Source organism: Acidovorax sp. 100 (assembly GCF_003688355.1).
GTDB classification, from domain to species: domain Bacteria; phylum Pseudomonadota; class Gammaproteobacteria; order Burkholderiales; family Burkholderiaceae_C; genus Acidovorax; species Acidovorax delafieldii.
Genome location: NZ_REFD01000001.1, coordinates 3,348,937 through 3,373,189 on the forward strand (window position 1 = coordinate 3,348,937; position 24,253 = coordinate 3,373,189).

21 protein-coding genes are annotated in these 24,253 nt (G+C 67.2%); 10 read left to right on the forward strand and 11 right to left on the reverse strand.

Features of this window, described 5'->3' with window-relative positions; all coding sequences use genetic code 11:
• The first annotated feature begins 15 nt into the window (after positions 1-15).
• Complete coding sequence (locus C8C96_RS15525; RefSeq protein ID WP_121942872.1) at positions 16-2,820, forward strand: diguanylate cyclase domain-containing protein; 2,805 nt, start codon at positions 16-18, stop codon at positions 2,818-2,820.
• A gap of 40 nt (positions 2,821-2,860) precedes the next feature.
• Here the strand turns inward: C8C96_RS15525 and C8C96_RS15530 are convergent, their stop codons facing one another.
• A complete protein-coding gene (locus tag C8C96_RS15530; RefSeq protein ID WP_121942873.1) occupies positions 2,861-3,382 on the reverse strand; it encodes an EVE domain-containing protein in 522 nt (173 codons plus the stop codon).
• Between the two features lie 308 nt (positions 3,383-3,690).
• On the opposite strand from C8C96_RS15530, the gene C8C96_RS15535 reads away from it, so the two are divergent.
• Entirely contained in the window at positions 3,691-4,803 is a 1,113-nt protein-coding gene (locus tag C8C96_RS15535; RefSeq protein ID WP_121942874.1) for a DUF3592 domain-containing protein, read from the forward strand.
• 25 nt (positions 4,804-4,828) lie between these two features.
• On the opposite strand, the gene alkB is transcribed toward C8C96_RS15535, so the two are convergent.
• The 5 genes from alkB to C8C96_RS15560 form a co-directional block, all read right to left on the reverse strand.
• On the reverse strand, positions 4,829-5,482 hold the full coding sequence (alkB, locus tag C8C96_RS15540) for a DNA oxidative demethylase AlkB (protein ID WP_121944040.1): 654 nt from the start codon (positions 5,480-5,482) through the stop codon (positions 4,829-4,831).
• A gap of 55 nt (positions 5,483-5,537) precedes the next feature.
• Positions 5,538-6,293: a 2OG-Fe(II) oxygenase gene (locus tag C8C96_RS15545; protein WP_121942875.1), complete on the reverse strand. Its 756-nt coding sequence runs from the start codon at positions 6,291-6,293 to the stop codon at positions 5,538-5,540.
• Positions 6,290-7,423: a bifunctional DNA-binding transcriptional regulator/O6-methylguanine-DNA methyltransferase Ada gene (ada, locus tag C8C96_RS15550; RefSeq protein ID WP_121944041.1), complete on the reverse strand. Its 1,134-nt coding sequence runs from the start codon at positions 7,421-7,423 to the stop codon at positions 6,290-6,292. Before ada ends, C8C96_RS15545 begins: the two co-directional genes overlap by 4 nt.
• 227 nt (positions 7,424-7,650) lie before the next feature.
• Positions 7,651-10,461 (reverse strand): DEAD/DEAH box helicase, encoded by a 2,811-nt coding sequence (locus C8C96_RS15555; RefSeq protein WP_121942876.1) that lies wholly within the window; start codon positions 10,459-10,461, stop codon positions 7,651-7,653.
• Positions 10,462-10,499: 38 nt separating this feature from the next.
• Entirely contained in the window at positions 10,500-11,372 is an 873-nt protein-coding gene (locus C8C96_RS15560) for a helix-turn-helix transcriptional regulator (RefSeq protein WP_233584251.1), read from the reverse strand.
• Positions 11,373-11,534: 162 nt separating this feature from the next.
• On the opposite strand from C8C96_RS15560, the gene C8C96_RS15565 reads away from it, so the two are divergent.
• The 3 genes from C8C96_RS15565 (at position 11,535) to C8C96_RS15575 (ending at position 14,988) form a co-directional block, all read left to right on the forward strand.
• Positions 11,535-12,011: a DUF3237 domain-containing protein gene (locus C8C96_RS15565; protein ID WP_056062938.1), complete on the forward strand. Its 477-nt coding sequence runs from the start codon at positions 11,535-11,537 to the stop codon at positions 12,009-12,011.
• 70 nt (positions 12,012-12,081) lie between these two features.
• On the forward strand, positions 12,082-13,119 hold the full coding sequence (locus C8C96_RS15570; RefSeq protein ID WP_199737479.1) for a tripartite tricarboxylate transporter substrate binding protein: 1,038 nt from the start codon (positions 12,082-12,084) through the stop codon (positions 13,117-13,119).
• A 189-nt stretch (positions 13,120-13,308) separates the two neighbouring features.
• The gene (locus C8C96_RS15575) at positions 13,309-14,988 is read left to right on the forward strand and encodes a DUF6351 family protein (protein ID WP_121942877.1); all 1,680 of its coding nucleotides are present in this window, start codon (positions 13,309-13,311) and stop codon (positions 14,986-14,988) included.
• 81 nt (positions 14,989-15,069) lie between these two features.
• On the opposite strand, the gene C8C96_RS15580 is transcribed toward C8C96_RS15575, so the two are convergent.
• The 3 genes from C8C96_RS15580 to C8C96_RS15590 form a co-directional block, all read right to left on the reverse strand.
• Positions 15,070-15,585: a hypothetical protein gene (locus tag C8C96_RS15580; protein ID WP_056065019.1), complete on the reverse strand. Its 516-nt coding sequence runs from the start codon at positions 15,583-15,585 to the stop codon at positions 15,070-15,072.
• A 95-nt stretch (positions 15,586-15,680) separates the two neighbouring features.
• A complete protein-coding gene (locus tag C8C96_RS15585; RefSeq protein ID WP_056062936.1) occupies positions 15,681-15,932 on the reverse strand; it encodes a GlsB/YeaQ/YmgE family stress response membrane protein in 252 nt (83 codons plus the stop codon).
• A gap of 83 nt (positions 15,933-16,015) precedes the next feature.
• Positions 16,016-16,723: an adenylate/guanylate cyclase domain-containing protein gene (locus tag C8C96_RS15590; RefSeq protein ID WP_121942878.1), complete on the reverse strand. Its 708-nt coding sequence runs from the start codon at positions 16,721-16,723 to the stop codon at positions 16,016-16,018.
• A 169-nt stretch (positions 16,724-16,892) separates the two neighbouring features.
• On the opposite strand from C8C96_RS15590, the gene C8C96_RS15595 reads away from it, so the two are divergent.
• On the forward strand, positions 16,893-17,333 hold the full coding sequence (locus C8C96_RS15595) for a hypothetical protein (RefSeq protein WP_233584252.1): 441 nt from the start codon (positions 16,893-16,895) through the stop codon (positions 17,331-17,333).
• 44 nt (positions 17,334-17,377) lie between these two features.
• Here C8C96_RS15595 and C8C96_RS15600 read toward each other — a convergent pair whose 3' ends face one another.
• Positions 17,378-17,965, reverse strand: coding sequence for a C40 family peptidase (locus tag C8C96_RS15600; RefSeq protein WP_056062930.1), 588 nt, complete (start codon positions 17,963-17,965; stop codon positions 17,378-17,380).
• Between the two features lie 195 nt (positions 17,966-18,160).
• Here C8C96_RS15600 and C8C96_RS15605 point away from each other — a divergent pair, with 195 nt between their 5' ends.
• The 4 genes from C8C96_RS15605 (at position 18,161) to C8C96_RS15620 (ending at position 22,693) form a co-directional block, all read left to right on the forward strand.
• Entirely contained in the window at positions 18,161-19,333 is a 1,173-nt protein-coding gene (locus C8C96_RS15605; protein WP_233584253.1) for a PQQ-dependent sugar dehydrogenase, read from the forward strand.
• Positions 19,334-19,555: 222 nt separating this feature from the next.
• Positions 19,556-21,085 (forward strand): thymidine phosphorylase family protein, encoded by a 1,530-nt coding sequence (locus C8C96_RS15610; protein ID WP_121944044.1) that lies wholly within the window; start codon positions 19,556-19,558, stop codon positions 21,083-21,085.
• Positions 21,086-21,087: 2 nt separating this feature from the next.
• The gene (locus tag C8C96_RS15615; RefSeq protein WP_121942880.1) at positions 21,088-22,002 is read left to right on the forward strand and encodes a ribose-phosphate diphosphokinase; all 915 of its coding nucleotides are present in this window, start codon (positions 21,088-21,090) and stop codon (positions 22,000-22,002) included.
• Between the two features lie 88 nt (positions 22,003-22,090).
• On the forward strand, positions 22,091-22,693 hold the full coding sequence (locus C8C96_RS15620; protein WP_056062923.1) for an isochorismatase family protein: 603 nt from the start codon (positions 22,091-22,093) through the stop codon (positions 22,691-22,693).
• An 85-nt stretch (positions 22,694-22,778) separates the two neighbouring features.
• Here the strand turns inward: C8C96_RS15620 and chrA are convergent, their stop codons facing one another.
• Positions 22,779-24,131 (reverse strand): chromate efflux transporter, encoded by a 1,353-nt coding sequence (gene chrA, locus C8C96_RS15625; RefSeq protein ID WP_121942881.1) that lies wholly within the window; start codon positions 24,129-24,131, stop codon positions 22,779-22,781.
• Positions 24,132-24,253 lie beyond the last annotated feature (122 nt).

Sequence of the window (24,253 nt, forward strand, 5' to 3'; positions counted from 1 at the left end):
GCACCATCCAAATCCATGCGTTTGATTTCCTCTGTGTCCTCTTGGCTGCATACGACGCGTGCGCGTCTGACCTTGCTGTTCGGTGGCACGGCGGTGGCTACGGGGCTGGTGGTGGGGTTGGTGGCCGACGAACTCCTGACCCGGCAGCTCACGGACCTCAGCGGGCAGTCGCTCATGAACTCGAGCCGCCCGATTGCGCTGGCACTGGCGCAGGGGATGCAGGAGCGTGAGCGCGAAATTGCGCTGCTGAGCCATTTGCCCATGCTGACGCAGGGTGCCGGCTACGCTCCCCAGTTGCAGGCTCACTTGGAACAAATCCGCCAGTCCTACCCGTTCTATTCGTGGATCGGCGTGACCGACACGCAGGGCGTGGTGCAGGTGGCTACCGGAAATCTGCTGCAGGGCCAGAACGTATCGCAGCGGCCGTGGTTCGGCGCGGGGGGGCGGGGCCCCTATGTGGGCGATGCGCACGACGCAGTGCTGCTGGACAAGCTGCTGCGTGCGCCGGGCAGCCAGGTGCCCTTGCGCTTCATGGACTACGCGTCGCCTGTCCGCGGGCAGGACTCCGTGTTCAAGGGCGTGATTGCAGCGCATGTGAACTGGGCCTGGGTGCAGGACATCATCCGCCGGTCAAGCCCTGCTGCGCCACTGTCAAGCGGTCTGGAAGTCATCCTTGTCAACAAGGACGGGGTCATCAACACGGAGGGCGCGGTGGAGCAGCCCCGCTCGGCCCTGCCCATCCTGCCCGATCCGGGCGCGTTCCGCGTGATGTCCTGGGGCGACACATCGCGGCAGCCCTACCTCACGGCCGTGGTGCCGGTGCGTGCCCAGACGGCGACCGACCTGGGCTGGTTGCTGGTCACACGGCAGCCGCTGGAGATGGCCTTGCAGCCCATCAGCCGCATGCACACCCTGCTGGCACTGCTGCTGGGGCTGATGGCGGCCCTGCTGGCCGGGCTGGCCTACGGAGTGGCGCGGCGGTTCAGCCAGCCGGTGGAGCGCCTGGCCGACGCGGCGCGCCAAGTGCAAGTGACCGGGCAGGTGGATGCGCTCGATTTCGAGATGAAGACGGTGGAGTTTCAGCACCTGCGCTCTGCGCTGCAGAACATGGCGCAAGGCCTGCTGGAGGGGCGCGCGGCGCTGCAAAGCGCCAATGCCGAGCTGGAGCAGCGCGTGGCCGAACGCACCGTGGCCCTGCACCAGAGCGAGCAGCGGTACCTCTCCATCCTGGAGGACCAGACCGAGATCATTTGCCGCTTTGACGCCAGCAACCGCATGACCTTTGTGAACGAGGCGTTCTGCAGGATGTTCGACCTGCACCGCAACGAGGTGGTGGGCCGGGTGTGGGCACCGATGGTGCACCCCGACGACCTGCCTCTGGTCACGAAGGCACTGCATGGCGTGAGCCCGGTGCAGCCCCTGGCGGTGGTGGAAAACCGGGTGGTGGCTGGCGACGGAACCATCCGCTGGTGCCAGTTCAGCAACCGCGCCTTGTTCGACGACGACGGCCAGTTGGTGGAATGGCAGTCGGTAGGGCGCGACGTGACCGAGCGCCGCCAGCTGGAGGCCGAGCTGGCAAAGGCCTCAGAGCAATTCCAGGACCTGTATGACCACGCGCCCTGCGGGTACTACGCGCTGGACCGCCAGGGCAAATATGTGCACCTGAACCTGCTCACCCTGCAGTGGCTGGGCCTGCCGCGCGAGGAGGTCATCGGCAAGCTGGGCCCCGTGGACTTTTTTGATGACGAAGGCAAGGCACTGTTCACCGCGTGTTTTCCGGTGTTCTTGCAGACCGGCAAGATCGGACCGCTGGAGTTCAACCTGTGTGGCCGTGGCGGCGTCCAGCGGCGGGTGAGCGTGTCGTCCACCGCCATCCTCGATGCGCAGGGCGACTATGTGATGAGCCGCTCCATCATGTACGACGTGAGCGAGCTGCACGCCGCGCGCCAGCAACTGCACACGCTGAACCTGGAGCAGCAGGCGATGCTGGACAACGACCTGATCGGCATCGCCAAGGTCAAGGACCGTGTCATCGTCTGGCGCAACCCGGCGCTGGAACGCATCTTTGGCTATGCGCCCGGCACGCTGCAGGGGCGCACGACGGAAGAGATGTACGTGGACCAGGAGGACTTTCTGGCATTTGGCCGCGACGCCTACGCGGTGCTGGCTTCCGGCCAGCACTACCGGCAGCAGCGCCGCATGCGCAAGGTGACGGGAGAGATCGTGTGGATCGACGTCAATGGGGTATTGCTGGAGGGGCAGGGCGAGTCGCTGTGGCTCATGCAGGACATCACCGCCATGAAGCAGTACCAGGAGCAGGTGGAGCACATCGCCTTCCACGATGGGCTCACGCACCTTCCCAACCGGCTGCTGCTGGCCGACCGCATGGCCCAGGCTTTTGCCCTGAGCGACCGCACCCAGACCCAGGCGGCAGTGTGTTATCTCGATCTCAACGGCTTCAAGCCCATCAACGACCGCTACGGGCACGACATGGGCGACGAGGTGCTCAAGGTCACCGCCCGCCGCCTGCTGAAGCAGGTGCGGGGCAACGACACGGCGGCCCGCATCGGAGGTGACGAATTTGTGCTGGTGCTCACCGCCGTTAAGGACCCGGCCGAGGTGGACCAGGCGCTGCGCCGGGTGATGGCGGCCATTGAACAGCCCATCGATCTGGGCGGGGGCCGCGTGGTGAGCGTGTCGGCCGCCGTCGGCACCGCCCTTTACCCCCGCGATGGCACCACCACGTTCGAGCTGCTGCGTGCGGCGGACCAGGCCATGTACGCCGACAAGGGGCATGTGTCGGCCGAGCGCAGCTTGTGACCGTTCTTGGGCCGCCGCTCACCAGCTGCACCAACGGCCATCAGTCGCCCTGCATCAGCACTTCGGTGATGTAGCCCCACTCAGACGCCTCTACCGGTGTGATGGACAGGCGGCTGCCTTTTTGCAACACCCGCATCTCCGCCAGCGCCGGGTGGGCGCGCAGCTCGGCCAGGCTGATCAGCCGCGTCTTGCGCAGCGCCTGCACGTCCAGCAGCAGCCAGCGGGGGTTGTCTGCCGGGGACTTGGGATCGTGGTAGGGCGATGTGGGGTCGAACTGCGTGGGGTCGGGGCGGGTGCCGCTGGCCACGCGGGCCAGGCCGGCGATGCCGGGCTCGGGGCAGCTGGAGTGGTAGAACAGCACGCCGTCACCCACCTGCATCGCATCGCGCATGAAGTTGCGGGCCTGGTAGTTGCGCACGCCGGTCCAGGGGACGGTGGCTTTGGGCGCGGCCAGAGCGTCGTCGATGGAGCACTCGTCCGGCTCGGACTTCATGAGCCAGAACTGGGCCGGGCGGTCCGCGGCGGCGTGCGGGGGGTGTGAAGGGGTGGGAGCGGTGACCATGGACGCATTCTGTCAAAGATGCCGCAGGTGGTGGCGGGCGCCGCAGCCCAATTCGCGGACAGCGAATTGCTATCTATATGATAGCTATCCAGGCATTTTCCACTAGCGCTTGTGGCCAAAAACACCATAAATCGGCTGCCAATGCGTTGAAATGGCCTGCTGTCCGCATGGCAGATTGCGCAGCCCGGGGACGCGCCGCAGAATCTAACCGTGCAAGGCTGGTCGCACCGGTCCAGGCCGCATGTGGCGGCACTCACCAGGGCCATCACCGCGTCGGTTTGTTGTCTTATTTGCCCTGAACTTTGTCCATGACCAAACGCTCTCCCTCAACCCATGCGCAGGGTGCACGCGACCCGGCTGCCCGTGGTGGCAAGCGCGCTGGGGGCTGGCTGCTGGGCCTGTTTGCCCTGCCGTTTGCAGCGGTGGGTGTGGGCATGCTGCTGCTCAGTGTGCTGCCCACGCTGTACGACTGGGCACGCATGCAGTGGTGGCAACCCGTTCCTGCCACGGTGGTGGCTGCGCGGCTGGAAACCAGCCGCAGCAGCAAATCCAGCTCCTACACCGTCAAGGCTACCTACCGCTATCAGGTGGCGGGCCGTGAGTACCAGGGCGAGCGCGTGGCGATCAGCGGTGGTGGCGACAACGTGGGCGATTTTCAGGAAGCGCTGGGTGCGCGGCTGGAGCAGGCACTGCGCGACGGCGCGCCCGTTCAGGTCTGGGTCAGTCCGTCCGATCCGGCGGACGCCGTCATTGACCGCAGCCTGCGGCCCGGCCTGCTGGCCCTGAAGATGGTGTTTGTGGTGGTGTTTGGCGGTGTGGGTGTGGGCCTGCTGGTGCATGTGCTGCGCCCAGCCCGGGCCGCGCAGGACCGTGCGGGCAGCGGCGCCCAGTCGCTGGCGGCAGGCATGCCCGGGCGGGTGGAGCGCACGCCCGGCGGGGTGGCCATGTACTTTCCTGCCGGCCGATGGTGGGGACTCAAACTGGCGCTGGCCTTGGTGGGGGCTGTGTTTTTGACCGTCGGGGCGCTGGTGCCCTGGGAGCAGGAATCATCGGGCGATGTGGCGCCGTGGCTGTTCCGCCTGCTGTTTGGCGGTGTGGGCGGTGTGGTGCTGCTGGCCAGCTTCTACACCATCGCCAACAGCCTGCGCGTGCAGCTGGACCACACCGGCCTGCGCACCGAGCGGCGCCTGCTGGGCCTGATGCTACGCTGGCACCAGGTGCCTCCGCACGACATTGCCCGGCTGCGGGTGGTGGAGAGCTACACAGTCGAAAGCAACGGCAACCGCCAGGTGTATTTCCGCATCGTGGCCGAGCTGCGGGGCGGGCGGCAGATCACCATCGCCCAGGACTTGAAGGGGCGCGCCCAGGCCGACAAGCTGCTGGCATCCATTGGCGGCTGGACCGGCTACGCCACGCGCTGAGTTCAACAGGGTGGGTCCGGCGACTTCAACCGGCCTTTCTGAAGGTGAGGTTGATGCGGTGTGCACCCGTCAGCGGGTGGTGTGCTTCGGGCAAGGGCAGCACCCCATGAAACCGCAAGCGCGCAGGCCCGCCCCAGACCAGCACATCGCCATGCAGCAGCGCAATACGGCGGGTCTTGTCCGCCCGCTGCGCACCACCCCACAGAAACATCGCCGAAACACCCAGCGACACCGACACGATGGGGTGGGCGTAGTTGCCTTCGTCGCGGTCCTGGTGCAGTGACAGGCGCGCGCCGGGGGCATAGCGGTTGATGAGGCAGGCGTCGGGCGCAAAACCAGCGAAGCCAGCCGTTTCAGCGGCTTCGCGTGCGAGTTGGCGAAACAGCAGCGGCATGGCGGGCCAGGCCTGGCCGGTCTGCGGGTCGATGGGGTCATAGCGGTAGCCGCTGCGGTCACTCACCCAGCCCAGCGCGCCGCAGTTGGTCATCGCCACCGACATGCGCAGGCCGCCCGGCGTGATGAGGTGCCTGAAGGGCGCCTGGGCGGTGATCTGCTGCACTGCAGCCAGCAAGTCTGCCGCCTGCGCCAGCGCAAAGCCGCGCAGCACCTGGGCGCCGGGCTCCAGCACCTCGGGTGGCCGGGCGGGCTGGGGTGGGTCGTCGAACAGGCTGGCGGTCATGGCATCTGTCATCTTTGGCGAGGGGCTGCCTGCAACGGCTTTGGCGGTGACAACCTCATTCAGCATCATGAAAGATGATGCCCAGCGTGTGCCGCTGCCCGCTGCGCAAGCGGCTCACGCCATGGCGCATCTGCACGCGGTAGGGCCCGCGCGTGCCCTGCACGGGGCGGTGGTGCACGGCAAACACCACGGCGTCGCCGCGCGAGAGCGGCACCACCTCGGCCCGCGACTGCATGCGCGGGCGCTGCTCGGTCAGCACGAACTCGCCGCCGGTGAAGTCTCGCCCCGGCTCCGACAGCAGGATGGCCACCTGCAGTGGAAACACATGCTCGCCGTACAGGTCCTGGTGCAGGCAGTTGTAGTCGCCAGCGGCGTACTGCAGTAGCAGCGGGGTGGGGCGCACCTGGCCTGCGGCGTGGCAACGGGCGATGAAGTCGGCATGCTGCGCGGGGTAGCGTACGTCGATGCCCATCGCGGTGTTCCATTGGTTGGCGATGGGGGCTAGGTGCGGGTACAGCGCCCCGCGCAGGCCCGCCACCAGGTCGGGCAGCGGGTAGCTGAAGTACCGGTACTCGCCCTGGCCAAAGCCGTGGCGCTGCATCACCACGCGACTGCGAAAGGTGCCCTCTTGCGCGTGGCCGTACAACTGCGCCAGGGCGGCGCACTCGGCAGTATTCAGCAACTGGGGCAGCACGGCATTGCCTTGCTGGCGCAGGGCCTCGCTGGCGGTTTGCCAGTCGATGGTGGCCGCGCGCTGGTGCCACACGCTATCCGCCAGCGTGCCCGGGCCGGAAAGAGCCGCCACGCTCATGCCACCTTTTCCGCCGACAGCGGGGCCGCTTCAGCATCGCACTCGCGCGCCAGCAGGGCGCGTTTGCGCTCCACGCCCCAGCGGTAGCCCGACAGCGCTCCATCGCTCTTCACCACCCGGTGGCAGGGAATGGCCACTGCCAGCCCATTGGCTGCGCAGGCCTGGGCCACGGCCCGTACGGCCTTGGGGCTGCCGATGCGCTGGGCCACCTCGGCATAGCTGGCCGTCTGCCCGGCAGGGATGGCCTGCAGCACCCGCCACACCCGCTGCTGGAAAGCGGTGCCGCGCACATCCAGCGGCAGGTTCAGCCCCAGGCCCGGGGCCTCGACAAACGCCACCACCTGTGCCACCAGGGCTTCAAACGCGGTGTCGCCGCCAATCAGGCGGGCCTGCGCAAACCGGTCCTGCAGCTCGCACAGCAGCGCGTCGGGGTCGTCGCCCAGCAAGATCGCGCAGATGCCCCGGTCGCTCTGCGCCACCAGAATCGCGCCCAGCGAGCACTGGCCGATGGCAAAGCGGATGTCCTGCGATGCGCCCCGTGCGCGGTACTGGCTGGGCCGCATGCCCAGCACCTGGGCAGACTGTTCGTAAAACCGGCTGCTGGACTGGTAGCCCGCGCCATAGATGGCGTCCGTCACCGAGTCCGTGGTCGGGCTGTCGAGCGCACTGCGAAGCCGCTGCGCGCGCTGGGCCACCGCATAGGCCTTGGGGGTGAGGCCCGTGGCCTGCTTGAAGATGCGGTGCAGGTGCGAGGCGCTCAGGCCCACGCGCGCTGCCAGTGCATCGAGCGTGGGGGCATCACCGGGGGCGGCGCTTTCGATGATGCGGCAGGCTTCGGTCACCAATGCCGCGTGGTGCGACAGCGCGGTGGCCTGCCGCGGCTTGCAGCGCTGGCAGGGGCGGAACCCGGCGCGCTCCGCATCGTCGCAACTGGCATGGAACAGCACGTTCTCCGGCCGGGGCGTGCGTGACGCGCAGCTGGGGCGGCAGTACACGCCCGTGGTCTGCACCGAGTACCAGAACGTCCCATCGGCCCCGGCGCTGCGCGCCACCACCGCCGCCCAGCGCGGGTCGGCCTGGGTGGCGGCTGCCTGCGCGGCTTTGGTGTTGGGGCGGTGGCGGGTGGGCATGGGGGCGCTGTGGGGCAGAAGGGTGGACACGTTCATCATGGTGCACGGCTCACTATGTGGGTTGCAATGCCATGCACTCTAGGGACGGAGGCTGTGGGGCGCACTCCGAAGCTTGCTTTTGAATTCTGCGCTTTTGCGCAAGACTCACCGCACGGATGAGAGTGCTCATCTATTGATAGCTGTCAGCGCATGAATTACCAGCGCTACAAGGCAAAAACGCCCAAAAATCAGGTTTCCGGTGGCTGCAGCGGCCGGGGCCGCCGTTTACCTGTGCCGCCCCAGCGCAGCGCGTCTTCGCCGGGTACGCCCAGCGGGTTGTTGGCCGGTTCGGTCAAGGGGGCCAGCAGCGCGTGCAGGTCGGCCTCGCTGAACTTGACTGCGCCTTCGGCATCGTGCCCCAGCACGCCCTGGGCCAGCGCGCCCTTGCGGGCCTGCAGCTCCAGCATGCGCTCCTCGATGCTGCCTTCCACCACCAGCTTGTAGACAAACACTGGCTGGTCCTGCCCGATGCGGTGGGCGCGCGCGGTGGCCTGTTCTTCCACGGCGGGGTTCCACCAGGGGTCCAGGTGGATCACGGTGTCGGCGGCCGTGAGGTTCAGGCCCAGGCCCCCGGCCTTGAGGCTGACCAGCAGGATGGGGGCGCTGGTTGCGTCCTGCGCCTGGAACTGCCGCACCACCGCGCCACGCTGGCGGGGTGGCGTCTGGCCGGTGAGGGTGAGGTAGGGCAGGGCCAGGGTGTCGAGCATCTCGGCTGCCAGGCCCAGCATTTCGGTGAACTGCGAGAACACGAGCACGCGGCGGCCTTCATCGACCAGGGCGGGCAACAGGTCGGCCAGCAGTTCGAGCTTGGCGCGCTCCATGGAGTGGGCAGTCTTCGTGGTTCCTTTGACGAGTCGTGGGTCGCAGCAGACTTGGCGCAGCTTGAGCAACGCGTCCAGGATGGCGATCTGCGAGCCTTCAAAACCCTGCCGCTCCAGTGCGCGGCGCACCTGTTTGTCGGCGGTGGTGCGTACAGCCTCGTACAGCTCGCGCTGTTTGCCTTGCAATTGCACGCGCAGGATGGTCTCGGTGCGCGGCGGCAGTTCGGTGGCCACGTCCTGCTTGCGGCGGCGCAGGATGAAGGGGCGCACGCGCTGCGACAGCAGCTGGGCGCGCAAGGTTTCGCCGTTTTCCTCGATGGGCTTGCGCCAGCGGGCGTTGAAGCTGCGCACATCGCCCAGAAAGCCAGGCATCAAAAAGTCGAACTGCGCCCACAGCTCGCCCAGGTGGTTCTCCAGCGGCGTGCCGGTCAGGCACAGCAAGTGCGGCGCCTGCAGCTTGCGCAGGGCGCGGGCGCTGCGGCTGCCGGCGTTTTTCACCATCTGGGCCTCGTCCAGGATCAGCAAGTGAAAGGGCTCGGCGGCCAGCGCCTCCACATCGCGCCAGAGCAGCGGATAGGTGGTCAGCACCAGGTCGTGGTCAGCGATGTGCAGGTAACGTTTGCCACGGTCGGCGCCATGCAGGGCCAGCACGCGCAGGCTGGGCGCCATGCGCGCGGCCTCGGCCTGCCAGTTGAAGAGCAGCGAGGTGGGTAGCACCACCAGCGCTGGTCGCTTCAGCCGCCCGGCCTCCTTTTCGGTCAGCACATGGGCCAGCGCCTGTGCGGTTTTGCCCAGGCCCATGTCGTCGGCCAGGATGCCGCCCAGGCCCTGGGCGCGCAGGTACTGTAGCCAGGCCAGGCCTTCAAGCTGGTAGGGGCGCAGCTGCACCTGCAGGCCCTGCGGTGCGGCCACCGGCTGGGGCGCACCGATAGAGCGCAGGCGCTTGGCGAGCTGCGCCAGGCCCACGTCGCCCTGCAGCTGCCAGTCGTTGTTCCAGCCATTCACCGTGCCCACGCGGTGCACCTGCACGAGCCCGGCGCGCAGGGCCTCGATGCGGCGCGCCTCCCAGGCGCCCAGGCGCAGCGGGTCGCCGTCCTTCAGCTGTTTGCGGGTGGGGTCGGTCAGCAAGTCCACCATGGCGCCCACGATGGCCTTGAGTGGCCCGGCGGGTGCATCTATGCGCTTGCCGCCGGGCGCACGCAGCGAAATGATGGCGATGTCATCGATGGCGGCCATCTGCCGCGCGTTGAGCCAGCGGGCGTCGCGGCGCAGCAGGTCGGCCAGCATGGGGGCGAGGTCCAGCGTTTCACCGTCGATCTCTATGCCCAGGCTGAGCAGCCAGGCGCCCTCTCGCTCGGGCAGCATGAGTTTTTGCACGGGGCGCTGGCGTGTGCCCAGCGGGCCATCGACTTCCTTGGCCAGCAGCTCGCCAGTGTCGGGGGCGACGACCAGCTTCCAGCGCGACACGGGCACGCTTTCGTGCGCAAAGCCGGGGTGTACCACCACGCTCCAGCCCTCGGTTCGCAACTGGGGAACCACGTCGGCCCAGAAGTCGCCAAAGTGCGCCTCCTGCGCCAGCGTCCACGCAGGGCCCAGCGTGGTGGCGGCTGCGCGGTGGCGCCACTGCAGGCTTTTGGGGTCCACGGGGGTCAGGCCCAGGTCCCACACGCGGTCCATGGCGTCGGCTTCAGCCGCCAGGTTGCGCTGCATGCGCACCACCGGGCCACCGGTGTCGAACAGGTCTTGCACGGGGGCCGGGCGCGCGTTGAGGATGGAGGTGGGCGCGGGCGCCTGCCAGGTGGCGCCGCTGTCGGTGCGGTAGGTCCAGTCAATCTGCACCAGCGTGACGCTGTCACCACGCGGGCCCAGTTTGCCCTGGGGCGCCATGCCCAGCAGACCATCGCCCCGACCCAGCGTCATGAGGGTGATGCGCGGGCGAAAGTGGCCGGGGACGACGCCATCGGGTGTGTTGGGCACCGGGGCGTGGCCCGGGGGGTGGCTGCCATCGCCCCGCAGCTGGGCCATGACCTGCGCGGCCTCGGCGTCGGTCAGCGGGGGCAGCTGCTGCAGGGCGGCACTGTCAGCACGGTTGCGCAGGGCCTGGGCCCATTGCGCGACCACATGGGCCCGACCTGCGGGGGGCGTGGGTGGAACGGGTGACTGCGGCAGGCTGGGCATGGGCTGGCATTGTGCCCATGCGTGGCGTGCCCTTTCGTCTAAACGCTGCGTTGGGTGCCCAGCGCCAGTGCAAACAGCTCGTTGCGAAAGTGGATGCCCAGGCGGCTGAATGCGCGGTTGCGGTAGGTTTTGACGGTGGGAAGGCTCAGGCCCAGGTCGCAGGCAATGCCCTCCTGCGTCATGCCTTGCAGCAGGCGGGCGCACACGTCCAGCTCGCGCTCGGTCAGCCCCGCGTGGGCGCGCAGCAGGCGTTCGCGCAACGCGGGCAGGCTGTGGGACAGCGCGGGGGCCGTGGCCTGTGACGGGGGCTGCAGTGCGGGTTGCAACACCCCGGGGCGCTGGGCCAGGGCGATGTGCTTGCGGGTCAGCGCCAGCAGCACCGGGGCCATGCCCTCAAAGTCGCTGATCTGCCGGTCCTGGAACGGCTTTTGGTGCTGGTGGCGGTAGAAGTTGACGGCAAAGACCGAGCCATCGCTCTCGTGTTCGACCACCGACACCCGCTCGGCCACGCCATGGGCCTCGTATACGCGGGCGCGGTGTTCTGCGTCCACCTCGGGCGCCGTCAGGTGGCACAACTGGGTGGGCGCTTCGGCCGGTGCGGCTTCGTCCAGCGAGCGGCCCCAGGTGCGGTCGGTGCGGTAGGGGCCTGACAGGTAGGCCCACCAGCAGTCCTGCGTGGTGTCGGGAATGCCGTAACTGGCCGACATGAACAAGGTGGGTTTGCAATGGCGCCCGGTGCGGTACACCGACCACGACGCTGCGGGCAGCACGGGTGCCAGCTCCTGCAGCATGCCGCAGGCGAACCCGTCGTCGCCCAGCTGGTGAACCATGGCGCCCAGGGCCGAGCCCGTGAGGTTGGGCGGGGGCGTGATGCCGCCGCCGGATGTGCTTGCAGGGAGCCAGTGCCTCATGGGTTGCGCGGGGTATGCCGGGTGGGCTTTGTCATTGCTGTCATCTTCAGGGATGACAGGGGTCAAGCGCCACGGGATTTACGCTAGGTGCAACCCCGCAAGCAGGCTGGGTGCACGCCGCCCCTAGCCGCTTGCCTGCCAGACACCCGAAAGATGGAGCCCATGACCGAACCCGTGCCCTTTGTGGAACCCCGTTTGCGATTTTTTGCCGACCTGCGCGTGGAGGTGGGCGTGCCCCAGGAGGTGGGCCGCACCGTACACGGCCTGCGCCGGCTCATCCCCATCCTGGGCGGGAAGGCCCAGGGCGACGGCTGGCAGGCTAGGGTGATGCCAGGCGGGGCGGATTTTCAGCTCATCGTGAGCGACACCCTGGCCGAGCTGGACGCGCGCTACACGCTGGAGGCGGATGGCGGCGACTTGATCTATGTGCAAAACCGCGCCGTGCGGTCTGGCCCGCCCGAGCTGATGGCCCGCCTGGTGCGTGGCGAGGTGGTGGACCCGGCGCAGATCTACTTTCGCTGCAGCCCCCAGTTCGAGACAGCGTCTCCCGCGTTGCGATGGATTGGGGAGCGCATGTTCACGGGCACCGGTGCGCGGTTTCCCGATGCAGTAGCCATGCGGTTCTGGGAGCTGATGTAGCCGCACAGCAGTCCCGCATTTCGCTTTTTTGATGACCGACAGCACACAACAACACCCTGGAGACCTTGTCATGACCTCTTTTTCCACGCTCACCCGCACCCTGTCCCGCAGCTTCTCCCGTCGGCATGCCCTGCGCAGCGTCTGCCTGGCAGCCACGGTGGTGGCGGGCCTGGCCCCCGCCACTGGCGCCCTGGCGCAGACGGCAAGTTACCCCAACAAGCCGGTGCGCATCATCGTGGGCTTTCCGGCGGGCACGGGGCCGGACATCGTGGCGCGGCTGCTGGCGCAAAAGCTGTCTGAAGGCTGGGGCAACCTGGGCGTGATCGTGGACAACAAGCCCGGCGCCGGTGGCCTGATCGCTGCGACCGAGGCCGCACGCGCTGCCCCCGATGGCTACACGCTGATGCTGGGCGAAACCGGCCAGCTCAGCATTGCGCCCAGCAGCTACAACAAGCTGCCATACGACCCGCAAAAGGATTTTGCCCCCGTGAGCCAGGTGGTCACCGCTGACTTTGCGTTGCTGGTCAACCCGCAAAAGGTGCCGTCGCGCAATGTGAAGGACTTTGTGGCCTGGACCCAGCAACAAAAGGGCCTGTTCCTGGCCACCTTTGGCGCGGGCACGCCGGGTCACTTCGGCGCCTTCATGTTTGGCGAGGCGGTCAAGCTCAAGCCCGAACCGGTGCACTACAAAAACACCACCGATGCGCTGGGCGGCCTGTTCAGCGGTGACGTGCAGGGCGTGTTTGCCAGCGTAGGCCTGGCCGCGCCCAACGTGAAGGCCGGCAAGCTGGTGGCGCTGGGCACCACCGGCGGTACCCGGTCCAACGCACTGCCCGACGTGCCCACCATCAAGGAGCAGGGCTACCCCAGCCTGGAGTTCAACTCGTGGTTTGGCATCGTGGCCCCGGCCAAGACGCCCCCCGAGATCGTTGCCAAGCTGAGCGCCGACATCATCAAGGCCGTGCAGTCGCCCGAGGGCAAGGCCAAGATGGAAGAGGCTGGTTTCCGCGTGACGGGCACCAACCGCGAGGAGTTCGCCCGCATCATCGCGGCCGACACGGTGACCTGGGGCAAGGCCGTGGCCGCCACGGGCTTCAAGGCCGACTGAGTCGGCACTGCCCAGTTGTTGCCGGGCGCTACGCATTCCGCTCGCAGGGCTGCGCCAGGCGACAGGGGCAACGCCGTCCGATTTCCAAAAAATCCGCGCACCTTCCTCAGCGACGCCTTGACGGCCGTCGCCGGGTGTTGCTGCGCCAAAGGTTCAACCCCACAAGACCGATCAACCGAGGAGACCACCATGCCATCCCTTTCGCTGGATACCCCCGTCGCGCAACGCGTTGCGCTGCCCGCCGCCGTGCTGCTGCCGTTATTGCTCAGTGCGTGCGGCGGCGGCAACGCTGTGCTGGTGACCGAGAGCGCCAACCCGGCCGCCGCTTGCGCTGCTCTGAGCACCAACGCGCAGCTCAGCAACACCAAGTTGTCCACCAGCTATGTGCCACCGGGCACGCGCCGCCCCGGTGGCGCTGCCACGGGCGACTTTTTGCCCGGGCACTGTGTGGTCACGGGTGCCATCAACCCGCGTGTGGGTGTGGATGGCAAGAACTATGCAATCGGTTTTCAGTTGAGCCTGCCCGACCGCTGGAACGGACGCTTTCTGTTCATCGGCGGGGGCGGCAACGACGGCATCCTGCGAGACACCTCGCTCAGCTCCAGCATTTCGGGCGGCACGCCATCGCCGCTGGGGCAGGGCTTTGCGGTGGTGTCCACCGATGCGGGCCATACCGGCACCAGCGCCAGCTTTGGCGCCGACCCGCAGGCGCGCACCGACCATGCCTACAACTCTTACGACAAGACGGCTGTGGCCTCCAAGTCGCTCATCAGCACGCGCTACGGCCGCAAGCCGGACTACTCCTACTTCTCTGGCTGCTCCGGCGGCGGGCGCCAGGGCATGATGTTCTCGCAGCGGTTCCCGGACTACTTTGACGGCATCACCGCCGGAGCGCCTGCCATGCGCGTGTCCAGCGGTGCCACGGTGGCCGCCATGTGGAACACCATCCAGTTCAACGCCATTGCGCCGCAGGATGCCAGTGGCAACCGCATCCTCTCCAAGGCCTTCAGCAACAGCGACCTCAAACTGGTGGCCACTGCAGTCAATGCCACCTGCGACGCCGCCGACGGCGTGGTGGACGGCCTGGCCCAGAACGTCAATGCCTGCAAGGCGTTTGACCCCGCCGTGCTGCAATGCACGGGCGGCAAGACCGACAGCTGCCTGTCGTCCGCCCAGGTGGGTGCGCTCAAGAGCGTGTTCGCCGGGCCCCGCAACTCCGTCGGCAAGACGCTGTATACAGGCCAGCCTTGGGATGCCGGACTGGCGGCTCCCGGCTGGCGGTCCTGGACGCTGGGTAACTCGACCACGGCCACCCCCGACGCACGCTACATCACGCTGATGGTGGATGCCCTGGTCAACGAGTTCTTCACACCGCCGGATCTCTCGTTCAACCCGCTGGCCTTCAACTTTGATACCGACCCCGCACGCATGGCCGCGTACTCTGCCGTCTACGACACCTATGCCGACGATAAACTGGCGGCCTACAAGCAGCGCGGCGGCAAGCTGCTGTTCATCCACGGCATGTCTGACCCGATCTTCTCGGCGTTTGACACGGTGGACTACTACGAACGTCTGGCCGCGAACAACGGCGGCATGGCGGCCACGCAGAACTTTGCGCGAACCTTCCTGGTGCCGGGCATGAACCACTGCTCGGGCGGCCCGGCCACCGACAACTTCGACTCGATCCAGACCATGGTGGATTGGGTAGAGAAGGGCATTGCCCCACAAAGCATCGCGGCCAAGGCGCTGCCCACCAACGCAGACTTTCCCAACCGCACGCGTCCGCTGTGCCCCTACCCGCAGTTTGCCAAGTACAAGGGCTCGGGCAGCGTGGAAGACGCCAGCAGCTTTGTCTGCTCGGCCAGCTGACGCGCGGCCTGAGCGACGCTGCAACAATGCGGAAAGGGCCCTCGGGCCCTTTTTTTGGGTCTGTACACCCGGGTCCTGGGGTCAGCGCTTGACCGTTGAGGACTCCACGGGCGGCGGCAACCGCAGTTGGGCTTGTTGCACCACGCGGATGCAGTCGCGCAGATGTTGCTCGCCCAGGTAGCGCAGGGTGGCGTAGCCAAGGGTGGCCGCGATGGCCTGTCCCGCCAGGGGCACGTACTTGGCCGCCTGCTTGGTGCTCAGGCGCAAGCCCACCGTCTGGGTGGCACGGATGACCAGTTCGCGGGTGATGAGCTTGCCGATCAGCACGGAACCCACCAGGCCCACCGCCTTTTGCACTTGCTCCCGCTTTTTCGGGTCCAGCTGGTCGATCTGCTCGGCCGACAGGCCGAACTCGGTATTGATCTGTGGGATCAGGCGGGAAAGCAGGGCAGCATCGACCGCCCAGTCCAGCCCCGGCACCGGGACCACGCTGGCCGCTGCCGCCACCATGGCGCGGCGGTGCAGCAGCTTGCGGGCGCGGCGTACAACCGCAGCCAGTTCAGGGTCTCCAGCGGCCATTTGCAATGAGGTGGGCATGGGTGACAACGTGATGGAGGGTGATAGGACGAAAGTGCGTGATTCAAAGCGCAGATGGCGAGCAGCTCAGCGAGCGGGGCAAGATCCAGGACCTCTCAGGACTTGCCCTTGACCAAGCCGTACACCACCAGCAGAGCGACAGCGCCCAGCACGGATGCAATCCAGCCAGCGCTGTCGCCCTGCGCATACCAGCCCATGGCCATGCCCACGTAGCTGGCCAGAAACGAGCCCGCTACACCGAGCAGCGCCGTCATGATCCAGCCCAGCTTGTCGTCCCCGGGTTTAACGGCACGGGCAATCAAGCCCACCACCAAACCAATCAGCAACATCCCCAGAAGTGACAGCATGTTTTTCCCCTTGATAGTTGGTTCAGACGATAGAGTCACTTTACAGATGGGGCAGTCAAAGTGCTGTCGGACAATGCCCCCTGTCAGCGTCCCCCGGGCAAGGTGGTGCTGTGCCGTGTGGAGTCCCACGGATGCAGGGGGCGTTCAAAAAGGCAGCGCTCAAAGCGGTGCGCATGCAGGTCCATGCCCGATATCTGGTGGTCGGTGCGCGAGCACACGTAGCGCCCGTTCGGCAGGCTGGCCCAAGCCGCCTCAGTGAGCAGGATCTCGTTGGCCGTGGCAATGTCTTCGCCCAGTTTGCAGGCGCAGTTCATCTCGGGGCCAAACAGGTCCTCGCGTGCAATCACCAGGGTGGGCCCAAAGCCAATGCCTGCGCTCACGTTCAGCGTCCGCTCGGGCGGCAGCACGGTGTTCATGGCGCCCAGGGCGCGCAGGGTGTCCAGAGCGGCCTCCAGGGCCTGCTCGGGCGTGGCGAACACCGCAAACAGGTTATCGGCCTCCTGCTTGATGACCTCACCGCCATTGCCTTCGATCGCAGGGCGCGCTGCCTGCTCCATCTGGTGGATCATCGCCAGGAAGTGAATGATGCCGTGGCGCTGGGTGATGCGGGAGAAGCCGCACATGTCCAGCACCAGGATGGCGACACTGCGCACAAACGCCTGTTCAATGGCGGCGTCAATCGCCCCGGTGCCGCTGGTTGGTGTCTGGTTGCGCTCTGACAGCAGGCGCCGGAGATAGCCCTTGTCGTGCGCAGTCGCAGCATCGGGGGGCAGCGCGGGGGTGTGGTGCATGGCAACGCCCTGTGGGTGGTGTCCGACATGGTAGCGCGGCCGGTGCTGGCGCCGCGCAGGTTGCGCCCGGGGCTACAGTGAGGCTCGCAAAGGGTGGTGGGGTGCTTGTCGTACCCACAACTGCCGCAGACTTCTCTCAAGACAGAAAGGTGTACCCACCATGTTCACTATGTCATCCACCCCATTCATTTCGTACTCCGTTGCACCGGCTGGGGCCCAGCGCTCGTCATGGAGCCGGTTAGTGGCTCGCCCGGCCGCCGTATTGGTGGCCGCCATGGCCTTGGGCGGTGTGCTGTCGTTTCCCACTGCCGCCCAGGCGCAAAGCGACGAGGCATCCCTGGCGCGTGGTGCCGTGCCTGACACCACGCCGCAGCAGCGCTACCAGTCGGCCATTCGTGAAGCGGGGGGTGGGCTCAAGGTGAGCATGGAAGAGTGCCGGTCCATGCCGACGGCGGAGCGCAAGCGGTGTGAGTCCGAGGCCCGGGCGCGGTATCAGGCGGACATGGCAGCAGCCAAGGCGCTGCTGCGGGGCGATCCGTCTGCCGGGCCGGTCAATGTGACGGGTGGCCCGATCCGCAGCACCGAGACGGTGTACGTGGTCAAGCCCTGATCACCACGGCCCGCCAATGAAGGAAGCCGGGAGCGTTTTACGATTTATTTCTGCGCCTGGGGTGCCTGGGCGCTCTCGACACCTTCGCCTGGCGTCACACGGCGCGCGCCGTTGAAGCGGCGTGCCCAGTAGGCGACGCCCATGTCTTCCACCCGGATCTCCGAGCCGCTGCGGGGCGAGTGGATGAACTTGCCGTCCCCCACATAAATGCCCACATGGCTGAAGTTGCGGCGCATGGTGTTGAAGAACACCAGGTCGCCGGGTTGCAGCTCTTTCTTGTCGATGACCTGGGTGGCGGCTGCCTGCTGATCAGCACGGCGGGGCAGCAAAAGCCCCACCGTCTGCTCATAGATAGCGCGCACAAAGCCGCTGCAGTCAAAGCCGGTCTCGGCACTGTTGCCGCCACGCTTGTAGGGCACGCCCAAAAAACCCATGGCGTTGACCACCAGGTCACCCGCGCGGCCTGCCACGGTCTGGGCCTTGTCAGCCACCTTGTGGCTCACGTCTTCGAGTCGGGTAAACAGCCCTTTGTCCGCGAGCAAGCGGTCCATATCGTCAGAATTGGTGCCCTGGGGCGCCGCATGCGCAGCGGTGGCGCAGGCAAGGATGAGGATGCAAAACCATCTGGACATGGGGGCGAAGGGTAACACGGTATGGTTATTTATCAAAAATAAGCATTTTTGCAAGCTGTTGATTTGATTCAGATAAATCGATGGGCGCAGTGTTTTCACAGGCAAAAGCCGCTTGCAAGATGCGCGCCAGACTGGCTTGCCTCCGCCCCGGGTGCGGTCGGTGGCAAGGCTACGGGCCAAAAGGAGCTTGAGAGCATGGGTTGGACTCTAAATCGGCAGGTAGTGATAGTGAAAAAAGCACGGGTAGCTATATGTTTGATAGCGGCCAGTGCGTACGCAGGCAGCCAGGCGCAAGGCGTACCCGTGCCCCCGCCGTCGGTGTCGCTGGTGCCGGTGGCCACCGGCCTGGTCCACCCCTGGGCGGTGGCCTTTTTGCCGGGCGGGCAGTTCTTGGTGACCGAGCGGCCGGGGCGCCTGCGCGTGGTCAGCGCGACGGGACAGGTGGGGCCTGCGCTGGCGGGAGTGACGCAAGTGGCGGCAGGCGGGCAGGGCGGCCTGCTGGACGTGGTGACCGACAACGACTTTGCCCGCAACCGCCGCATCTACTTCTGTTTTGCCGAGCCCGCAGCGGGCGGCGCGGCAGGCAACAGCACGGCGGTGGCGCGCGCCACCTTGTCGGCCGACGCCAGCAGCCTTCAGGAGGTGCGCGTCATCTTCAGCCAGCGGCCCAAGGTGGAGAGCGCGCTGCACTTTGGCTGCCGCATTGCCCAGGCCAGCGACGGCAACCTGTTTGTGGCGCTGGGCGAGCGCTACCACCGCAAGGACGATGCCCAAAAGCTCGACAACCACCACGGCAAGGTCATCCGCATTACGCCCGACGGAGCAGCGCCGCCCGACAACCCGTACGTGAAGCAGCCCGGCGCCTTGCCCGAGATCTGGAGCTACGGCCACCGCAACCCCCAGGGCGCCACGATGGGCCCCGACGGCAAACTGTGGATGCACGAACATGGCCCGCAGGGCGGCGACGAAATCAATCTGCCCCAGCCCGGGCGCAACTACGGCTGGCCTGTCATCACCTACGGCGAAAACTACGGCGGCGGAAAGATGGGCGAGGGCACGGCCCGCTCCGGCATGGAACAGCCACTGCACCACTGGACACCGTCCATCGCCCCTTCGGGCATGGCGTTTCTGACCAGCACGCGCTACGGCACGGCGTGGCAGGGCAGTTTGTTCGTCGGGTCGCTCAAGTTTGGCACCCTGCACCGGCTGGAAGTGTCTGGCGGCAGGGTGCAAAAGGAGGAGCGGCTGTTGCAAGGCAACGGCGAGCGCATCCGCGACGTACGCCAGGGGCCAGACGGCTTGTTGTACCTGCTGACCGACAGCCCGCAGGGGCGGTTGCTGCGCTTGCAGCCCGCTGCGGCCCCATGACCGGTTTTGCTTGATGCAGGTCAAGCAAGCCCGGAGATGGGTGACCGATCCGGCGGACCCGGGGTGATCCCGCAGGCTGGGCGCGTATTTTCGGTATAGGCTGGCGCGATGCATGCTGAGCCCACCACCTCTTCCCCTGCCACGCCCTCCGCTCCTCCTGCGGCCTCGGTCAATCCGGGCACCGCGCCCGACGATCTGGCGAGCACGCCCGCCCGGTCCCAGCTGGCCCTGCGCCGTGTGGCAATCGACACCTGGCGAGAAAACGTCGCCTACCTGCACCGCGACTGCGCCGTATACCGGGCCGAGGGCTTCCAGGCGCTGTCCAAGATCGAGGTGCGCGCCAACGGCCGCCGCATCCTGGCCACGGTGAACGTGGTGGACGACCCTGCCATCGTGGGCTGCCACGAGCTGGGCCTGTCGGAAGACGCGTTTGCCCAGCTCGGCGTGGACAACGGCCACACTGTGTCGGTGGCCCAGGCCGAGCCGCCCGAGTCCATGGGCGCGCTGTTCCGCAAGATCGCCAGCGAGCGCCTCACGCGGGAGGACTTCGGCGCCATCGTGCGCGACATTGCCGACCACCGGTATTCCAAGATCGAACTCACCGCCTTCGTGGTGGCTTGCCACCGCAACGAGCTGGACCGGGAGGAGGTCTTCTTCCTGACCGATGCCATGGTGGCCAGCGGCCGGCGGCTGGACTGGCACGAACCGCTGGTGGTGGACAAGCACTGCATCGGCGGCATTCCGGGCAACCGCACCACCATGCTGGTCGTGCCCATCGTCGCGGCGCACGGCATGTTGTGCCCCAAGACGTCTTCGCGCGCCATCACATCCCCTGCCGGCACGGCCGACACCATGGAGGTGCTGGCCAAGGTAGAGCTGCCGCTGGAGCAACTGGCCGACATCGTGCGCGACTACCGGGGTTGCCTGGCCTGGGGCGGCACGGCCAACCTGTCGCCCGCCGACGATGTGCTGATCTCGGTGGAGCGGCCGCTGTCCATCGACTCTGCCGGGCAGATGGTGGCGTCCATCCTGTCCAAAAAAGTGGCGGCCGGTGCCACGCACCTGGTGCTCGACATTCCCATCGGCCCCACGGCCAAGGTGCGCTCGATGCCCGACGCGCAGCGCCTGCGCCGCCTGTTTGAATATGTGGCGCGGCGCATGGGTCTGTCGCTGGACGTGGTCATCACCGATGGCCGCCAGCCCGTGGGCAACGGCGTGGGCCCGGTGCTGGAGGCGCGCGATGTGATGCGCGTGCTGCAGAACGACCCGCGCGCGCCTGACGACCTGCGGCAGAAGGCGCTGCGCCTGGCCGGACGCCTGATCGAGTGCGACCCTGATGTGCGCGGCGGCGACGGCTACGCGATTGCGCGTGACATTCTTGACTCCGGCCGGGCGCTGGCGCGCATGAACGCCATCGTTGCCGCCCAGGGCAGCACGGGGTTTGACCACAACCACCCGGCACTGGGTGTGCTGACGCTGGACGTGGTGGCCCCCGCCAGCGGCGTGGTGGCGGGCATCGACAACTACCAGATCGCCCGCGTGGCCCGGCTGGCCGGGGCGCCCAAGGTGCCCGGCGCCGGGGTGGACCTGATGCACAAGCTGGGCGACACCGTGGCGGCGGGGGACTTGCTGTACCGCGTGCACGCCAGCTACCCGGCGGACCTGGAGTTTGCGCGCCATGCGTGCGAGCGGGACAGCGGCTACCGCCTGGGCACGGCCGACGAGGTGCCACGCGTGTTTGTGGAGTTCTGAGCATGTCCGCACCTGAAGCCGCCTGTTTGCTGTATTTCGACGACGAAGCCGCGCCTGCGCTGCGCCTGGCGCAGGCCGCCGGTTTGCCTGCCCAGGCCATCGAACGCCACCGTTTTCCCGATGGCGAACTCAAGCTGCGCCTGCCGGTGAACGAGACCACTGGCCGCCTCCCACGCCACGCCCTGCTGCTGCGCAGCCTGCACCAGCCCAATGAAAAGCTGGTGGAGCTGCTGCTGGCCGCACGCACGGCCCGCAGCCTGGGTGTGCAGCACCTCACGCTGGTGGCGCCGTACCTGGCCTATATGCGGCAGGACATCGCCTTCCACCCTGGCGAGGCCGTGAGCCAGCAGGTGGTGGGCGGGTTCCTGGCCGGGCTGTTCGACGCGGTGGTCACCGTGGACCCGCACCTGCACCGCATCGAACGGCTGGAGCAGGCCATCCCCGTGCCGCAGGCCGTGGTGCTCAGCGGTGCCGAGCCGCTGGCCGACCTGATTGCCCAGCGCCGCCCCAATGCTTTGCTGGTGGGGCCCGACGGCGAATCCGCCCAGTGGATTGACCAGGCCGCCGCGCGCCACGGCTTTGACCATGCCGTGTGCACCAAGGTGCGCCATGGTGACCGCCATGTGGCCATCGAACTGCCCGCGCTCAACGCCCAGGGGAGGGCGGTGGTGCTGCTGGACGACATGGCCAGCACCGGCCGCACGCTGGCGCTGGCCGCGCGGCTGCTGCTGCAGGCGGGTGCCGCCTCGGTGGATGTGGCGGTGACGCATGCGCTGTTTGCGGGCGATGCGCTGCAGGTGCTACATGAAGCCGGGGTGGGCGAGGTCTGGAGCACGGACTGCATCCCGCACCCGAGCAACGCCGTGGCCATGGCCGGGCCGCTGGCAACGGCGCTGCAGTCCGTCCTTCGCACCTGAAAACCCCGGGCTCGGGCTGCGACAATGCGCCATTGCCTTCCTCGCTGCGCCCGCACAGCGATTCAACGAACACAGAAACGGTCCCACCATGCTGCTTGACGCCACCGAATCCCAACTCGTCCTGGTCGATTACCAGGAGCGCCTGATGCCTGCCATCCACGAAGGCCCCGCCGTGCTGGCGAACGCCCGCCGCCTGGCCGAGATCGCCCGCATGCTGGATGTGCCCGTGTGGGGCACCGAGCAAAACCCCTCGCGCCTGGGCGCCAACGACGCCGCGCTGCGTGCCCTGTGCCAGAAGACCCTGGCCAAGATGCACTTCAGCGCCGCTGAAGAAGGCCTGGGCGAATGGCTGCGCCCTCCCGCCAAGCCCCAGGGCGGCAACGCGCGCAGCCTGCCCAAGCACCTGCAAAAGCCCGCACCGCTGGCGGCAGAGCGCGGCACCATCGTCATTGCCGGGTGCGAAGCCCATGTCTGCCTGCTGCAGACCGCGCTGGACCTGATCGACGACGAGTTTGAAGTGTGGGTGGTGACCGACGCCTGCGGCTCGCGCACAGAACGCAACCGCGACGCCGCCTTCGACCGCCTGGCCGGCGCAGGCGCCGAGCTGGTGACCACCGAGATGGTGGCGTTTGAATGGCTGGGTAGCTGCGAGCACCCGGCGTTCAAGGACGTGCTCGGGCTGATCAAATAGCGCTTTTCAAGCCAAATTGGCTGCTAGCGCATGATTTTCATGCGCTGGTAGCTATCAAAATAATAGTAATTGGTGCGGGTTCCGGTCAGGCGAAGTAGGGCGTTGCCAGCTTCACTGCCAGGCCCACCAGGGCACAGCCGCCCAGCAGCGGCATGACGCCCAGCTTGAAGCGGAACAGTGCCACCAGCGCACCCACGGCGATCACCGCCGACACGGCATCGAAGTGGCCGCCAAATCCTTGTGGCCACAGCAGGTGGTAGGCAAAAAACAGCGCCAGGTTCAGGATCACGCCCACCACGGCGGCGGTGATGGCCGACAGCGGCGCCGTAAAGCCCAGCTTGCCGTGCGTGGCCTCCACCAGCGGGCCGCCTGCCAGGATGAAAATGAACGAGGGCAAAAAGGTCACAAACGTCACCACGGCGGCTGCCGCTGCGGCGCCGGCAAACAGCGCGTCTGCCCCCCACACCTGTTGCAGCCAGCCGCCCACAAAACCCACAAACGCCACCACCATGATCAACGGGCCAGGGGTGGTCTCGCCCAGGGCCAGGCCGTCAATCATCTGCGGGCCGCTGAGCCACTGGTAGTGCTCCACCGCGCCCTGGTACACATAGGGCAGCACGGCATAGGCGCCCCCAAAGGTGAGCATGGCAGCCTTGGTGAAGAACCATCCCATCTGCGTGAGCGTGCCTTGCCAGCCCTGGGTGGCCACCAGCAGGCCCATGGCGGCGAGCCACAGCGCCAGCCCCGCCGCCAGCACCTTGACCAGGTGGACGCGAGAAAAGCGCGCATGGGCAGGCGTTGGCGTGTCGTCATCGATCAGCGCGGGGCCATAGCCCTTGTGGGCATTGGCATGGCCGCCCCCCAGTGCAAACACGGCGGGCCAGCGCTGCGCGCCAAAGTAGCCGATGAGCCCGGCCGCCAGCACGATGGCGGGGAAGGGCGTGTCGAACGCGAAGATCGCCACAAACGATGCGGCAGCGATGCCCCACATCCAGCCGTTCTTGAGCGCGCGGGTGCCGATGCGGTGCGCGGCATGCAGCACCAGTGCCGTCACTGCGGGCTTGATGCCGTAGAAGATGCCCGCCACCACCGGCACATCGCCAAAACGCAGATACACCCACGACAGCCCGATCAGGATGAACAGCGAGGGCAGCACAAACAGCGCCCCCGCCACGATGCCGCCCCAGGTGCGGTGCATGAGCCAGCCGATGTAGGTGGCCAGCTGCTGCGCCTCGGGGCCAGGCAGCAGCATGCAGTAGTTGAGGGCGTGCAAGAAGCGGTTCTCGCTGATCCAGCGGCGCCGTTCCACCAGCTCGGCGTGCATGATGGCGATCTGGCCTGCAGGCCCGCCGAAGCTGATGAACCCGAGCTTCAGCCAGAACAGAAAGGCGTCGCGGAACGGGACGGACGTGGGGGCAGGGGACGGTGCTGGGTGCATGGTCCGGGAGTGTGACAGGCCGGTATGACGTTTGCCGACATATCAATATGCCTACTGCATCTGGAGCCATGGATGACGAGGCAGAGGGTTGGCTGCGTCAGTTTGCCGCAAGCCCGTCATGA

Excerpts from the sequence above, each read along its gene's own strand:
- C8C96_RS15600 (WP_056062930.1), bottom strand. The coding sequence starts at position 17,965 with ATGTCCAGATGGTTTTGCATCCTCATCCTTGCCTGCGCCACCGCTGCG.
- C8C96_RS15545 (WP_121942875.1), bottom strand. The coding sequence starts at position 6,293 with ATGAGCGTGGCGGCTCTTTCCGGCCCGGGCACGCTGGCGGATAGCGTG.
- C8C96_RS15575 (WP_121942877.1), top strand. The coding sequence starts at position 13,309 with ATGCCATCCCTTTCGCTGGATACCCCCGTCGCGCAACGCGTTGCGCTG.
- C8C96_RS15590 (WP_121942878.1), bottom strand. The coding sequence starts at position 16,723 with ATGCACCACACCCCCGCGCTGCCCCCCGATGCTGCGACTGCGCACGAC.
- alkB (WP_121944040.1), bottom strand. The coding sequence starts at position 5,482 with ATGACCGCCAGCCTGTTCGACGACCCACCCCAGCCCGCCCGGCCACCC.
- C8C96_RS15580 (WP_056065019.1), bottom strand. The coding sequence starts at position 15,585 with ATGCCCACCTCATTGCAAATGGCCGCTGGAGACCCTGAACTGGCTGCG.
- C8C96_RS15535 (WP_121942874.1), top strand. The coding sequence starts at position 3,691 with ATGACCAAACGCTCTCCCTCAACCCATGCGCAGGGTGCACGCGACCCG.
- C8C96_RS15615 (WP_121942880.1), top strand. The coding sequence starts at position 21,088 with ATGTCCGCACCTGAAGCCGCCTGTTTGCTGTATTTCGACGACGAAGCC.
- C8C96_RS15620 (WP_056062923.1), top strand. The coding sequence starts at position 22,091 with ATGCTGCTTGACGCCACCGAATCCCAACTCGTCCTGGTCGATTACCAG.
- C8C96_RS15570 (WP_199737479.1), top strand. The coding sequence starts at position 12,082 with ATGACCTCTTTTTCCACGCTCACCCGCACCCTGTCCCGCAGCTTCTCC.
- C8C96_RS15595 (WP_233584252.1), top strand. The coding sequence starts at position 16,893 with ATGTCATCCACCCCATTCATTTCGTACTCCGTTGCACCGGCTGGGGCC.
- C8C96_RS15565 (WP_056062938.1), top strand. The coding sequence starts at position 11,535 with ATGACCGAACCCGTGCCCTTTGTGGAACCCCGTTTGCGATTTTTTGCC.
- C8C96_RS15530 (WP_121942873.1), bottom strand. The coding sequence starts at position 3,382 with ATGGTCACCGCTCCCACCCCTTCACACCCCCCGCACGCCGCCGCGGAC.
- C8C96_RS15560 (WP_233584251.1), bottom strand. The coding sequence starts at position 11,372 with ATGAGGCACTGGCTCCCTGCAAGCACATCCGGCGGCGGCATCACGCCC.
- C8C96_RS15585 (WP_056062936.1), bottom strand. The coding sequence starts at position 15,932 with ATGCTGTCACTTCTGGGGATGTTGCTGATTGGTTTGGTGGTGGGCTTG.
- chrA (WP_121942881.1), bottom strand. The coding sequence starts at position 24,131 with ATGCACCCAGCACCGTCCCCTGCCCCCACGTCCGTCCCGTTCCGCGAC.
- C8C96_RS15525 (WP_121942872.1), top strand. The coding sequence starts at position 16 with ATGCGTTTGATTTCCTCTGTGTCCTCTTGGCTGCATACGACGCGTGCG.
- C8C96_RS15605 (WP_233584253.1), top strand. The coding sequence starts at position 18,161 with ATGGGTTGGACTCTAAATCGGCAGGTAGTGATAGTGAAAAAAGCACGG.
- ada (WP_121944041.1), bottom strand. The coding sequence starts at position 7,423 with ATGCCCACCCGCCACCGCCCCAACACCAAAGCCGCGCAGGCAGCCGCC.
- C8C96_RS15555 (WP_121942876.1), bottom strand. The coding sequence starts at position 10,461 with ATGCCCAGCCTGCCGCAGTCACCCGTTCCACCCACGCCCCCCGCAGGT.